At 38.6% G+C, this 14,737-nt stretch carries 15 protein-coding genes; 1 reads left to right on the top strand and 14 read right to left on the bottom strand.

Going from position 1 to position 14,737, the window contains the following annotated elements; all coding sequences use genetic code 11:
- Positions 1-54: 54 nt before the first annotated feature.
- Complete coding sequence (locus tag GQR87_RS08820) at positions 55-1,275, bottom strand: hypothetical protein (protein WP_158968506.1); 1,221 nt, start codon at positions 1,273-1,275, stop codon at positions 55-57.
- 272 nt (positions 1,276-1,547) lie between these two features.
- Here GQR87_RS08820 and GQR87_RS08815 point away from each other — a divergent pair, with 272 nt between their 5' ends.
- Positions 1,548-1,802 carry a helix-turn-helix transcriptional regulator gene (locus tag GQR87_RS08815; RefSeq protein ID WP_158968504.1) on the top strand — a complete coding sequence of 85 codons (255 nt, stop codon included), beginning with the start codon at positions 1,548-1,550 and terminating at the stop codon, positions 1,800-1,802.
- A 37-nt stretch (positions 1,803-1,839) separates the two neighbouring features.
- Here the strand turns inward: GQR87_RS08815 and rimI are convergent, their stop codons facing one another.
- The 13 genes from rimI to GQR87_RS08750 all read right to left on the bottom strand — a co-directional run bounded on the left by rimI (position 1,840) and on the right by GQR87_RS08750 (position 14,695).
- A complete protein-coding gene (rimI, locus tag GQR87_RS08810) occupies positions 1,840-2,289 on the bottom strand; it encodes a ribosomal protein S18-alanine N-acetyltransferase (RefSeq protein WP_158968502.1) in 450 nt (149 codons plus the stop codon).
- A 24-nt stretch (positions 2,290-2,313) separates the two neighbouring features.
- Positions 2,314-2,838 (bottom strand): hypothetical protein, encoded by a 525-nt coding sequence (locus tag GQR87_RS08805; protein WP_158968500.1) that lies wholly within the window; start codon positions 2,836-2,838, stop codon positions 2,314-2,316.
- Between the two features lie 76 nt (positions 2,839-2,914).
- Positions 2,915-3,622, bottom strand: a complete 708-nt coding sequence (locus GQR87_RS08800; RefSeq protein WP_158968498.1) for a DUF6445 family protein — start codon at positions 3,620-3,622, stop codon at positions 2,915-2,917.
- Between the two features lie 637 nt (positions 3,623-4,259).
- Positions 4,260-4,778, bottom strand: a complete 519-nt coding sequence (locus GQR87_RS08795; protein ID WP_199271710.1) for a CHRD domain-containing protein — start codon at positions 4,776-4,778, stop codon at positions 4,260-4,262.
- 445 nt (positions 4,779-5,223) lie between these two features.
- Positions 5,224-6,360 (bottom strand): molecular chaperone DnaJ, encoded by a 1,137-nt coding sequence (gene dnaJ / locus GQR87_RS08790; protein WP_158968496.1) that lies wholly within the window; start codon positions 6,358-6,360, stop codon positions 5,224-5,226.
- A 147-nt stretch (positions 6,361-6,507) separates the two neighbouring features.
- On the bottom strand, positions 6,508-8,436 hold the full coding sequence (gene dnaK / locus GQR87_RS08785; RefSeq protein ID WP_158968494.1) for a molecular chaperone DnaK: 1,929 nt from the start codon (positions 8,434-8,436) through the stop codon (positions 6,508-6,510).
- Positions 8,437-8,570: 134 nt separating this feature from the next.
- Entirely contained in the window at positions 8,571-9,167 is a 597-nt protein-coding gene (gene grpE / locus GQR87_RS08780) for a nucleotide exchange factor GrpE (RefSeq protein WP_158968492.1), read from the bottom strand.
- 278 nt (positions 9,168-9,445) lie between these two features.
- The gene (locus tag GQR87_RS08775) at positions 9,446-10,138 is read right to left on the bottom strand and encodes a haloacid dehalogenase type II (RefSeq protein WP_158968490.1); all 693 of its coding nucleotides are present in this window, start codon (positions 10,136-10,138) and stop codon (positions 9,446-9,448) included.
- A 380-nt stretch (positions 10,139-10,518) separates the two neighbouring features.
- A complete protein-coding gene (locus GQR87_RS08770) occupies positions 10,519-11,505 on the bottom strand; it encodes an HPP family protein (protein ID WP_233267436.1) in 987 nt (328 codons plus the stop codon).
- A 201-nt stretch (positions 11,506-11,706) separates the two neighbouring features.
- On the bottom strand, positions 11,707-13,635 hold the full coding sequence (locus GQR87_RS08765; RefSeq protein ID WP_158968488.1) for a sulfatase-like hydrolase/transferase: 1,929 nt from the start codon (positions 13,633-13,635) through the stop codon (positions 11,707-11,709).
- Positions 13,636-14,000: 365 nt separating this feature from the next.
- On the bottom strand, positions 14,001-14,198 hold the full coding sequence (locus tag GQR87_RS08760; RefSeq protein ID WP_158968486.1) for a hypothetical protein: 198 nt from the start codon (positions 14,196-14,198) through the stop codon (positions 14,001-14,003).
- Between the two features lie 32 nt (positions 14,199-14,230).
- The gene (locus GQR87_RS08755; RefSeq protein ID WP_158968484.1) at positions 14,231-14,455 is read right to left on the bottom strand and encodes a hypothetical protein; all 225 of its coding nucleotides are present in this window, start codon (positions 14,453-14,455) and stop codon (positions 14,231-14,233) included.
- A gap of 39 nt (positions 14,456-14,494) precedes the next feature.
- Positions 14,495-14,695, bottom strand: coding sequence for a hypothetical protein (locus GQR87_RS08750; protein WP_158968482.1), 201 nt, complete (start codon positions 14,693-14,695; stop codon positions 14,495-14,497).
- Positions 14,696-14,737 lie beyond the last annotated feature (42 nt).

The raw sequence follows: 14,737 nt of genomic DNA, 5'->3' as shown, positions 1-14,737 counted from the left end.
ATTCACAGTCGCATTGATGTCAACACAGCAAAATTCTTATGCTAGCTTTCAACATCAAAATAATAGAGCAACTGAAGTCATTACATACTCAGATCTTGCTGCTACTTCTCGACGTACTCCACCTGTTATCGAAACGGCCGCTACCTCTAGACGCACTCCGCCTGTAATCGAAACGACCGCTACCTCTAGACGCACTCCGCCTGTAATCGAAATTGCGGCAACTTCTAGACGCACACCACCAGTAATCGAAACTGCAGCCACATCTAGACGTACTCCACCTGTTATCGAAACGGCCGCTACCTCTAGACGCACTCCGCCTGTAATCGAAACGGCCGCTACCTCTAGACGCACTCCGCCTGTAATCGAAATTGCGGCAACTTCTAGACGCACACCACCAGTAATCGAAACTGCAGCAACATCTAGACGTACTCCACCAGTAATCGAAACTGCAGCCACATCTAGACGTACTCCGCCTGTAATCGAAATTGCGGCGACTTCTAGACGTACACCACCTGTTATCGAAACGGCCGCTACTTTTAGACGTACACCACCTATTATCGAAATTGCGGCAACTTCTAGACGTACACCACCAGTAATCGAAACTGCAGCCACATCTAGACGTACTCCACCTGTTATCGAAACTGCAGCCACATCTAGACGTACTCCGCCTGTAATCGAAATTGCGGCGACTTCTAGACGTACACCACCTGTTATCGAAACGGCCGCTACTTCTAGACGTACACCACCTATTATCGAAATTGCGGCAACTTCTAGACGTACTCCACCAGTAATCGAAACTGCAGCCACATCTAGACGTACTCCACCTGTTATCGAAACTGCAGCCACATCTAGACGTACTCCACCTGTTATCGAAACTGCAGCCACATCTAGACGTACTCCGCCTGTAATCGAAATTGCGGCGACTTCTAGACGTACACCACCTGTTATCGAAACGGCCGCTACTTCTAGACGTACACCACCTATTATCGAAATTGCGGCAACTTCTAGACGTACACCACCTGTAATCGAAATTGCGGCAACTTCTAGACGCACACCACCAGTAATCGAAACTGCAGCAACATCTAGACGTACTCCACCAGTAATCGAAACTGCAGCCACATCTAGACGTACTCCACCAGTAATCGAAACTGCAGCCACATCTAGACGTACTCCGCCTGTAATCGAAATTGCGGCGACTTCTAGACGTACTCCGCCTGTAATCGAAACTGCAGCCACATCTAGACGTACTCCACCAGTAATCGAAACTGCAGCCACATTTAGACGTACTCCACCTTTATCTACTTTTATCGCTTAATATTGCGATAATTCTTAATTTTCGCCCTTAATTTCAACCTCTAGTGTAGAGGTTGAAATTATTTATCATTAAGAATCATAAGCTTATCTAAAAATGACCATTAATTTTCCCATGTGGAACTGAATCCACATTTTGTTGCATACAATACTTCCCGTGATAGAAAGATTGGATAAGACTATAAAAATAAAACTTATCCCTGCTGTTATTTCAATAATCGAATGAGGAAATTTTTATGTATATTTGTGGAACTGATTTAAGAAAAATGCGTTTAGATGCCGGTTTAACTACAGTTAAAATGGCTAAACTAGCAAATGTAAAAACTCGTAAAACTTACGAAAATTGGGAAAAAAATATTGGCGCACCTAGCATGAATCAATTTATTGCTATGTGTGTAGGTTGTAACTATAACCCATCAAAATTTGTAAAATTAGCAACTGAACGTACAAATGACACTGAAGTATTAAACGTCACGACTGCACGTAAGTAAATCTACAGGGGAAGATTTACTTCCCCGTATATTTCTATTAATTAAAAAAACTGAGACACATAATTAATGCGTCTTCCTTACCTTTTTCTGACAAATAATAATCATGACGGGTTTCAATTACATTAAACCCCACAGATTCATATAAGGTTATTGCAGCTAAGTTTGACTGCCTCACTTCTAACCATATTTGTTGCACCTTAGCGACTTCGCTCAGTTGCATACAATATTCTAATAATACTCGCCCATACCCCTTACCGCGATATCCTGCTGCAACAACTAGATCCATTAATGTCACTTCATCAGCGACCTTCATAGCGATAAAATAACCGACAATGTCTGAACTAACAGTTAAATAATAAGCAAAATATGGTGGTGACAGACAATCGTCAAATATTTTTCTCGACCATGGACTAGGCTGTCCTTGCAGGTGCAGGGTAAACCCCAAATCGCTGTTGTTGGATGTGATTGCTATAAATTTTGGATTCATTTTTTATTTTTTATTTTTTATTTTTTATTTTTTATTTTTTATCAATACTTGCAGCACATGCCACAATTGTTTTTTACTGTTTGCATTATTTATTTTTGAAAGTGCAGGAGTTGATAATAAATTTTCTATTAGGCTAATACTCTCTGCTTGTTTCCAAGCCAAAGGGTAATCCACATAATCAGAGACCTGTTCTGTAGTAACGGGAATTTGTTCCCTTGCTTCTAGTTCAAGAGCCAACAATATATCTTTACTAAAGTTTGGTAATTCATTTGTTATCGCCAATATAACTTTATCAGTCGATTTAGCAGAAGTTAGCTCTTGAGTTACCTGTTTTAAAGCAGCTAATTTTGCTAAAGCTGAATCTTTAGATACGGGGGAAGAAGGCATAGATACTGATATGGGGTTATCACTAGCCACTGGCGGAGCCGTTTTTAATTCAACCTTACTGTCACTTTTTTGCTCATTTAAAAGCACCCAGCAAGACGTTTCCATTTCGTTCAAAATGGCTCGTTGATAATCTGATAATTGAAATGTAGGACTTGTTTGCATGGCTAAATATTAACATGAAAACCTTTTAACCATGAATTATTTTATAAATAATCATTGATAATGAAATGAGGGCAAACTATCGAAAATCTATAAATAAGTTAGCGGTTAAACGGCCTGTTTTAGGATCAGAACTCAAGTCACGTTCACAATTATCAATATAACCGCTATGTAATAAACTACCCGGATAGATGACTAAACGATTTTGTTTATATTCAAGTTTATCTATTAACTCATAGTGGGCGGTAGATTGAGTGAAATACTTAAACTCAACAGTTTCTTGTTTATCGATAACTTCTTGAGCTGATTTAATGTATCTGTCAGCTCTAGATCTCGTAATGTTTTCATAGCCGGTTGGATTATGTCGATAAAAGCCCGTGCCACCGAAAACACCAGGATTCAAATAATGCATCACCGCATAATAATGAGTTTCAGTACTATCAAAATGCGGTAGAGTTTGTAAAAAGTCCAACTCATTCTCAGCTTTATTGATCAAGGAATAATAACCTGCATGAGGAATTAAAGTATTGGGATGGGCTATTTTATATACAGTTCGAACCAAGTCGGCTATGGTCTGCAGTACAGAGTTACCATATTCGTCATCTACCAAAGCTCTTATGCCTGGGTAGTAGACTCCATTGGTTAATTCTTTTGAAAAAGTTTTTTGAATTGCTAAACCGATACATCTTTGTGGTTCTGGAGAGAAGTCATCTATTACAATAACGGGTGTGTTTTCCTTGCCAATACTAACAACATGTACCTTTCCCCGTATATCAATATGCCTCAAAACTAATTTCCCCTTATAAATACTTGAAAAAATTTACGTAAATTTATTTGTACAACACTGCATGATGCAAATATATAACATTTAGCATCATTATTGATAGTAACCAGCGCCATTTAGTAAACATTTAACAATTAGACACAACTAACACTTTAAACACTTATCTACCCATGGCCTGTACTTCGTTTTATATATAATAGAAATGAATAATGACTATCTGTAAATAAATTTTATCTATTTTTTGAGTAGTACATAAGGTTTGTGATTTCATCCAGCAGCTTTTTTATTTCAACTTACCAGAACACTTTCACTCACCAATGTCTAGAAACCTAATTAAGAAGGTGTAGGGAAACTAAGCATTTATTATATCCCGTATTTATCAAGCAAGGTGCAGAAACTACTGCATAACAATTATCAAACGATAGACGATTACCTAGTTAAATAGTGGATTGGACAATCATTTGCATTTCACTTTATCGTGAAGCCTCGGTAGAGCATTGTCAGTAAACTAGGCTTAGTATTATTCGAAGAGAGAGTTTACCCTAGATATGTAAAACACAAACTTAAGGAACGTTAACAAAAAACGAGGTAAGACTTTTTTCATTAGTCATCCAACCTCGTACATGATTACAATTAGAACCTATACTCGTCTTCTACGAGAATAATACAGCCCCATTAATAATGGTAAGATTAAAAACATAACACTAGGCTCTGACACACTCACATTAGGCGCTCTTACTACTTGTCCACGAATTTCACCAGTAGGAAAATCGAGTGTATGAATATTGATATACCACAAGCCAGCAAGTAAATCGGTAGCTTGTGCATCGCTGAGTGTGCTGCTGCCATTCGCAGAATCAACAACTACAGATAAAGGTACTTGTACACCCGCATTTTGGTCAAACAGTGCAGCTCCGTGAAAATGTGCAGCAGTGACATCTCCTATTAAGCCCGACCAACTTATATCCCAAGAAAACACTTTCGTTACATCATCAAATATCATTGACGCCAATCCAGTACCCGGACTCAACGTTCCAGCTCCTGCATTAGCTTGTGCTCCGTCAAGATTGGATGAGAGGGATATCATTGTAGCTTGAGTCGACAGTGACATGGTGAGGGATATAATAACAATAAAAACGCTTAGTAATTTAATTTTCATTTTCGGTTTCCTAACTAGCATTATAATCGTACCCAGAATTGGGTATAACGTTTCAGAGATTACTGCTTTTATTTTGGAGAATTCGACACAAAAAGTGCTTAGAATTTCTAAATTAGAAGACACTTCTGACTTTCAATTGTTCAGATGCAAGAATCCCTCCAGGCAATAATATTGCATAATTACAATGACTTACTTTTACAAAAAAAAATTTGAATTTAAATCTGTAAAAAAATACGACACAAAGCTGAACTCTGCTTAACAGCAATCTATATTAACCTAACCTCGGGTTATATTTAATAAGTGCCCCCTGAGAATAAATCCTGCGGTTTTTGAATAAGGTGTCAGTATGCTACTCGGCGATTGACGGATAAATTGTGTTTGGGCGGGCAAACAAAAAGGCCGCGTAAACATAGTTCAGCGGCCTTCTATTTAGCTATGTAATAACTTAGTTAGTTAAGTCATCAAAAAACTTTTTCACTCCATCGAAAAAACCACTTTCTTTAGGACGGTTTTTAGCGACATCTTTACCTGTACCCATAGAAGTTTCTAGTTCATCTAGTAACTCTTTTTGGCGTTTGCTTAAGTTGACCGGTGTTTCAATAACAACCTTACAAATTAAGTCACCGACACTGCCACTACGTACAGACTTTACGCCTTTATTACGTAAACGGAACATTTTACCCGTTTGGGTTTCAGGTGTGACTTTAAGCTTAACTTTACCTTCTAAGGTAGGGACTTCGATTTCCCCTCCTAATGCAGCCCGAGTGAAGCTTAGTGGTACTTCACAATATAGGTTATTGCCATCACGGGTAAAGATACTGTGATCTCGCACATGAATTTGTACATACAAATCACCTGATGGAGCGCCATTCTCCCCTGCTTCACCACCACCAGTTGAACGAATACGATCACCAGTATCGACTCCTGGAGGTACCTTCACTGATAAGGTTTTGGTTTTCTCAACACGGCCTTGACCATGACAAGACTTACAAGGGTCAGCAATAATTTTGCCTTTACCTGAACATGTAGGACAAGTTTGTTGAACAGCAAAGAAACCTTGGCGCATCTGTACTTGGCCTTGGCCATGACAGGTAGTACAGGTTTTAGCACTTGAACCTTTCTTAGCTCCAGAACCATCACACGTCTCACATCCGGCTAAGGTTGGCACCCGAATTTCGACAGTTTTACCTCTTACTGCTTCTTCTAGAGATAGCTCAAGGTTGTATTGTAAATCTGAGCCTGAACGAGCACGGGATTGACCACGGCCCCCTCTGCCACCACCAAAAATATCACCGAACACGTCACCAAAAATATCACCAAAATCACCACCGTGCCCATGACCGCCGCCACGATTAGGATCAACACCAGCATGACCATATTGGTCGTATGCAGCGCGTTTTTGTGAATCAGTTAAAATTTCATGTGCTTCTTGCGCTTCTTTAAACTTTTCTTCTAGGGCTTTATCACCTTGAGTTCTATCTGGGTGATACTTCATCGCCAGGCGTTTATAAGCCTTTTTTATTTCGCGTTCAGTGGCACTTTTATCCAGCCCCAACACTTCATAATAATCTCGCTTCGACATCTTGCTTGGTTATCCTGCGGTATTTTAAATCTATTTTTAATAACAACTAATTTGACTAGTGCTAAATACAAACAAGGCGCAGTCAGAGTGAACTGCTGCGCCAAGTTAGGTCAATTAAAAGATTATTGACCATTTACGTGAGTAAGATTACTTTTTATCGTCTTCTTTCACTTCTTCAAACTCAGCGTCTACTACATCATCATCTTGAGGAGCAGCGCCTGCATCAGTTGCTTCTGGACCAGCAGCACCTTCGGCAGCAGCTTTAGCTTGAGCCACTTCCATCAACTTAGCTGAGGCTTGGATTAACTCTTGAGTTTTAGTTTCAATCGCTTCTTTATCACCTGATTTAACCGCTTCTTCAAGGGCGACTACAGCAGTTTCAATTTCAGCTTTATCTTCTTCACTCAATGCATCGCCAGCTTCTTCAACTTGTTTGCGAGTACCGTGGATCATGCCGTCAGCTTGGTTACGAGCTTGAACAAGTTCTTCAAATTTTGCATCAGCATCTTTATTCGCTTCAGCATCTTGTACCATTTGTTCCACTTCTTCTTCACTCAAACCAGAAGAGGCTTTAATCGTAATTTTTTGCTCTTTACCTGTATCTTTATCTTTAGCAGATACATGTAAAATACCATCAGCATCAATATCGAAAGTCACTTCAATTTGCGGTGCGCCACGTTGTGCAGCACGAATTCCTTCTAGGTTAAATTGACCTAGAGATTTATTGCCAGTAGCTTGCTTACGTTCACCTTGTAAAACATGAATAGTTACCGCAGATTGATTGTCTTCAGCAGTAGAGAAAGTCTGAGATTTCTTGGTTGGTACTGTGGTATTTTTCTCAATAAGAGCAGTCATCACACCACCCATAGTTTCGATACCTAAAGAAAGAGGTGTTACGTCAAGTAACAATACATCTTTCACATCACCAGATAACACACCACCTTGAATCGCAGCACCTACAGCAACCGCTTCATCAGGATTCACATCTTTACGTGGCTCTTTACCAAAGAATTCAGTTACGTGTTTCTGCACTAATGGCATACGAGTCTGACCACCAACTAAAATGATATCGTTGATATCACTTACTGATAAATCAGCATCTGCTAGTGCTTGTTTAAGAGGCTCAAGGGTGGCTTTAACCATATCTTCAACAAGAGACTCAAGTTTGGCACGAGTCAATTTAATTGTAAGGTGTTTAGGACCTGAGGCATCAGCTGTAATATACGGTAAGTTCACTTCAGTCTGTTGAGCAGAAGAAAGTTCTATTTTCGCTTTTTCGCCAGCTTCTTTTAAACGTTGCATAGCTAATGGATCTTTACGTAAATCCATGCCTGAGTCTTTCTTAAACTCTTCAACTAGATAATTGATAACTTTGTTATCAAAATCTTCACCACCTAAGTGAGTATCACCGTTAGTCGCTAATACTTCAAAAGTATGTTCGCCATCAGCTTCGTCGATTTCGATGATAGAGATATCAAATGTACCACCACCTAAGTCATATACAGCAACAACACTGTCGCCTTTTTTCTTGTCCATGCCGTAAGCAAGAGCAGCAGCAGTTGGCTCGTTGATAATACGTTTAACTTCTAGACCAGCAATACGACCAGCATCTTTAGTAGCTTGACGTTGTGAATCGTTAAAGTATGCAGGTACAGTAATAACTGCAGCTGTTACTTCTTCGCCTAAGTAGTCTTCGGCTGTTTTTTTCATTTTTTTCAATACTTCAGCAGAAATTTGCGGTGGCGCCATTTTTTCGCCTTTCGCTTCTACCCAAGCATCGCCATTATCCGCTTTAACAATTTTAAACGGCATAATGTCGATATCACGTTGTACTTCTTTATCTTCAAAACGACGACCAATTAAACGCTTGATAGCGAATAATGTATTTTGAGGATTAGTCACAGCCTGACGTTTAGCTGGTTGGCCAACTAAAATTTCGCCGTCTTGGCTATAAGCAATAATGGAAGGAGTAGTACGATCCCCTTCTGCATTTTCAATAACTTTGGCTTTGTCGCCGTCTAGTACTGCCACACAAGAGTTGGTAGTACCCAAATCGATTCCAATGATTCTACCCATTAGTTTTTCTCCAAAAAAAATTTCTTAAAAGCTTGTACACTTTGTGGGGTTATTATTTTGTTTTTCAACATTTAATCTAAAAAAAACCACACAAAATTGTAATTATTTGTGCTTATCATTCCTTATCGGAATAATTAAGCTTCAACGTCTACACCACCTTCTGGCGCGCGTGTCACCATCACCATAGCTGGGCGTAATAATCGACCATTGATCTCGTAACCTTTCTGCATAACAGCTAAAACCGTATTCGGTGGTAACTCTGCATTTTCTTGCATAGACATAGCTTGGTGCTGATCTGGATTAAAAGGTTGTCCTTGTGGATCAATCACCTTCATACCAAATTTTTCAATAGTATTGATAAAAGACTTAAGCGTTAAATCAACTCCATCAAGAATAGGTTTAATCGTCTCATCTTCTGGATTTGCCACTTGTAATGCACGTTCCAAATTATCTGCTACGGGTAATAATTCACCGGCAAATTTTTCTAATGCATATTTGCGCGCTTTATCAATTTCACCTTCCGCACGTTTGCGGGAGTTGTCGGCATCAGCAATGGCACGCATCACAGAATCTTTTTGCTCAGCAAGTTTTGTTTCAGCGGCAATAACAGCTACTTCTAACTCAACTATTCGTTGTTGATCTTCAGATAACTCTTCTGCTACTTCTTCAACATTCTGTTCTACATCTTGTTGTTCAACTATCTCTTCAGGAGATTGTTTTTCATCACTCATGAATTCCTCCGCCTTATCCGGCTAATAACAATATAAATTACTGATTGCTGGGTAGAATGGGGATGGAAAAATGCAATTCAAGCACTAATTGTGTGGATTTATCAGTTTATTGAAAATAATACTGATTAGAGTCTGTTTGAAGGGAAAAATGATTAAAATAATAGTTAAGAATCTATTGAAAACAGCAAAAATCGAGAATCAACGCTCAATTTGTCAACAGACTAAATTGAGCGTTGAGTGGATGATAGTGTTAAGAGAATAGTAGTGCTAATTGTTTATCATTTTTGAGAATTCAATAATACGACTAATTCACTGAGATCTTCCACTATATAATCAGGCTTAGCAGCAAGAGGGTACAAAGCTTTCCTGGGCCTTGCTACAAATGCAGTTTGCATCCCTGCGGCTTTGGCTCCAGCAACATCCCAACCATGTGCTGCTACCATTAAGGCCTCTTCTGGTTTTACCCCTAATTTAGCCAGTGCCCACTCATATGACCGTAAGTCAGGTTTATATACTTTTATATCTTCAATACTTAACCTCTGATCAAAATAATCAGTCAATCCGGCATGAGAGAATTGCATTTTCACTCCCTGATTGGACGAGTTAGTTAAGCTTACAATTTTATATCCTTTAGCTTTTAATGCCTTCAAAGCGGCTTTTACATTGGGGTGAGGAGGTAATGATAATAAAGGGGTTTTAATTGCTTTGATGGCCTGTTCTTCACTAATGACTATGCCTTCATTTTGCGCGACCATCATTAGTGCTGCTACACCAATTTTGCCAAAATCTTGATAATCACCTGTGACAGTTGTGACTAAAGAATGATGTAACATTGTAGAAAACCATAATGTGGTCAGTTCTTTTTTGTCGCCAAGAAGCTCTCCGATAGAGGTGCGCATGGTATCTAGGTCAAGTAAAGTTTCGTTCACATCAAAAATAATAACTTTAGGCTTGTTTGCCCCTTGAGCCATAAAATTCACTCCACTTAAAAGTATGATAAAACAACATAATTTTATAAATTGAACAGGTTTAGTTAACAACATATTTTCCTTGGTAATGTTTAAATTTAGCACTTAGTAAAGTATAAAATTAGCATCAATAAATGTTCACTTGAATGAATTTAAATTGATTAAAAGGCTAAACATAGTATAGATATCTCAACAGACCGGAATAATTCAAAATGATTACAACTTTTTATTAAATCAGTCTATGAATAATAATGAATGTTGGGATATAGAGAACAATGGTTAAAAATGGCACAAGATTATGCAACAGATTAGAAGGACAGTGAGTGGCTAATTGAGCTCGATAATCCATGCTTAATTAGACATGGACGATTAGAGATATTCATCTAATGAACATCACTTTCTTCGTTCTCAACTTTAATCCATTGCTGATTACGTTTTATTACTTCAAATCTAGCCCATAGATGAAATTCACTACGTAAACATATATTGGTTTCATAACCTCCGTCACCAGCCAATACTTTATAGATAACTTTATCGCGGTGAGGTTTACTGCCAACTGGCGCAGCATCAACAATTTGTCGAATGCTCCATAAGCTGCCAATTTTACCATTACTATAAATATGCCCTGCAAGGATTTCTGTAGGGTGAGTGATGTTTTTCTCGGCATGTTGTTTGGCCAGCTCTAGCAAATCAGCTAAGCCTTCTGGGGTAATATCCACATAGGAATCTAGTTCTTGCATTGCTGCAGCAAAATCTTCGTGAGTTAATTCAAACTGCCTATCTTTGGGTTTGGTCACTAGCGTTTTTTTTAGCCTGTGAGCTAAGTGTGCTGGATAACGACGCCAATTAAACAGGCTATTATAAGCTATGGCGAACAATAGAATCACCACCACATTAATAGCGACTGGCACCAATAAATATTGATACCCCATATCAGTAATGGACGAACCGCCCATGACAACTGTCAACGCAGTCGCCCCTCCTGGCGGGTGAATACAATGTAAATAATACATGGCACCAATTGCCAGTCCCACAGCTAAACCAGCAACAATAAAAGTATTTCCAAATAATTTAAAACAGCTGATCCCAATCAAACCAGAAATAATATGGCCACCCACTACAGCCCATGGTTGAGATAATGCACCATGCGGTACAGCAAAAAGTAATACAGCACTTGCCCCCATAGAGGCAATCACCAACACACCACCAGTAGGGTCTAATAATCCTAGTTCTATTAAAACATGAGTCGACCAAAGAATAGCGCTAATACTAAATAAACCGCCAATTGCTGAAATGACTTTTTCTAGATGACTAGTTGAGTTAGACGTATAGCCGATTAATAATCGTAATTCGTTTAGGTAATATTTCAATGTGATTTTCTTGAGGATGAGCGCACCAAATAAGTGCTTAACTCTAAAGGATCAGCGACTAACTTGGCAAACAATTTCTGTGAAATGCGCACAAGATCGGTGCAACGATTGGCTATGTAAAAGATGACAAAAATATAAAGGCCGTGGATTAAACGGCCTTTAATTTTGGTCATAACTGATACGCCATTAAGTTAACGGTATTTATTCAGAAAAGTGGGCGGCATCAAACCATGGATGAAAACCCACTTGTGGTGTGGCTATATCTTTGGCGCAGTTTTCTCTATTTTCCCGATAAGCGACAACTCTGTCTAATTTGAAGTTATCAGACAAAGGTGCTATTTGAACTCGATTGGCACCTGCTACAAACTGAGTACTAATAATAGTGGACTGATCTTGACTGATAGCAAATTCCCACCCCGTGGACTTTGTATTGTTAGCCGAGCTGTAGATTTCCCATGGACCAGAACCTATCTTCATCCAAAAACTATTCTGTTTATTCAAATCAGCATTATCATGACGATGACGCACATCAACAAACCATTGGCCTGCCGATGAAATATTCATATTAAAAGAGATAATACCTTTTTCAGGTTTATCAGTTTGCTCACGTAACGAACGCAAATACCCTGCCCCTGTAAATCCTGGAATTAAATTTTGTATAATCCAAGATTCATCCAAATCAAAACCAACACTTTCTGCTTCCATCACCACACAGCCAGTAAAATCTTCGAACATATAATGTTTCAGAAACTCAAATCGTTTAGCTTCTCTGGGCATGGTTTTAGGATCGTAAATCTCATAAGTTTTCATTGAATCCAGCACAAATTGTAATGCTTTGCGTACTTTTTTAGTTTTACGAGTATCGTCTTCAGGCATGATTACACGTTCTTCATACAAGTCTTTGGCGGGTTGATACATGCGACCGTCTTGATACAATTTATAATCTTTATCGCGGGCAAAACGTTGTAAATAGAATCGGTCTTTGGCTTTACCAGGGCGTGGATCGTGATGTACATATACCCAATCACGGGGCACTCCTTTTTCACCCTTTATCTGCGGTAAAAAACTCATACCATCCATTTTTTGCTGTTTAGCGACTTCGGGCTCACCTGCGATATCAAGTAATGTCGGTAAAAAATCAGTGGATTCGATTAAGTCGTTATTGATTTGGCCTTCGGGGGTTTTGCCTTTCCAACTGACATACATAGGTACCCTAGTGCCTAAATCTGTCATTAATGCTTTACCACCTTGAACTATTTGGCCATTTAAGTCAGACAAAATATTCCACTGAGTACCATTATCACTATAAAAAATAATAATAGTTTCTTCACGAATACCTAATTGATTAACCTTATCAATTAACTTACCTAACACTTTATCGGCATATTCCACCATATCAGCAAAGTACTTGTCACTCTCATCAAAGTGTTTGCTTCTCTCAGACCATTCTTCACTATCTGGGGTAGGGTTAAAAGGTGAATGAGGCAATGACATGGCGTAATAAGCAAAAAATGGTTTTTCATCATCTTTTTTTCGAGTCATAAAATCAGATAAAAACTCTAGCCAAATGTCAGGACCGTATTTACCTGCAGTTTGTTTAAGAAATTGACCATTTTGATTAATTAAAGGATCGGGGTAACGTGAACCTTTATCTTCTGTGTGAGCTGTATGCCATAAGCTGTATTCATCAAATCCAGCATTTTCGACTTTCATGCCCTTACCTCGACGAGATCCGGCACCAGGAAAACCAACAGGATCATAACTTTGTAATTGCCACTTACCGGCTATAGCTGTGTTATAGCCAGCTTCTTGCATATAGTGGCCAAAGGTTTTTTCTGTAGGATCGAATAAGCCAAAACCTAACCAAGTACGAAAATTATATTTACCTGTCATCAACTGCACGCGAGTTGGTGAACATAAAGGAGTGGCATAGGCTTGATTAAACTGCACACCTTCTTTAGCTAAACGTGTCATATTAGGGGTTTTGTAACTACGCCCACCATAACTTTGTACAGTTTCAAAACCAAGATCGTCAGCCATGATCAATAATACATTTGGCTTTTTCCCATAAGACAGCGCACTAAAAAGGCACAACAGCAGAGAAACAGAGATATAAAATATTCTTTTCATAATTAATTGTCACTTCAGGTAAAGATTGAACAAATAAAAACAAAAATAACACACAATATCATTAAAACCATACGCAACAACAAAAAATTTACATTCACAAAATTAACCATGAACTATTGAATAAATATTGTAGACTGAGGTCAGAGCCCTCAACAATATTAAAAAAATTGATTATCACTATGACAAAAAAGGGTTAAATACGCAGCGGGAGTTTTCGACACTTTTTAGTCAAACACCTTGAAATGACTGGATCTTATAACAATTCAAAACAACCCAAAGGCATGACATGGCCATTTATCACAACTTCTACTTTGTGAGTTCCACACTATAGAGTACGAGTGGTCATGGGTTTCAAAGACACTTTTTTACTGAAAACATTGTGTTTGGTTCGCGGCTAGTTCAATTGCTTTGAGCTTAAATACTTTAGGATTTGCACTACCATTCGCTTTAACAAAATGCACCTTAAAAACCACCATTAAAGCCGCGACTCCAGCCGCCTTTTTTTCTATTTCAAAGGAAATATTAATACTTTCTCCTACTTTTGCTTTTCTGGCGTTATGCAAATCCCCTTAAGATTAACCTTAGGTTTTTGACCCTAACCAAGAGCAGTTAGCGCTCCTTTATCACCACGTTTAATTGCACTACGTAAAGCATGTTTAACCACCCACTGCCTATTGGTATCTGCACCTTTTAGCCAGTTAGTCGCAAGTTCGGCAATTAACTGCGGATGATCTTTACCTAGATCATTTAGATTATTAACCACTGAGCGCCTGACATACAATTCAGGATCATCTTTAAGTAACTCTAATAATGTAATCACAGGAGAAGGATCTCTAATAAACACAGGTAAACGAGATGCCTACGGCAAACGAGTACAAGTGCCTTCTGACACAAGCCTACGAACATGATAATTAGCATCCTTTGCCCATTCTGTGAATTGTACTAATGATTGTTCTAGATACTTCTGAATAAATGCGCGTATTCCATATACAGTTTGGATCATATAGGCAATTTTTATAGGGACTTCCATGCCATAATAAGTTTTAAGTGATTCGGCCATTATTTTGAATTGTCCTTAATAATGTTTTATAGAAATAGAGCA

This window comes from Paraglaciecola sp. L3A3 (genome assembly GCF_009796765.1).
GTDB lineage: Bacteria > Pseudomonadota > Gammaproteobacteria > Enterobacterales > Alteromonadaceae > Paraglaciecola.
The sequence above is the reverse complement of the archived record's forward strand: the minus strand, read 5'-3'. Positions and strand labels throughout refer to the sequence as shown.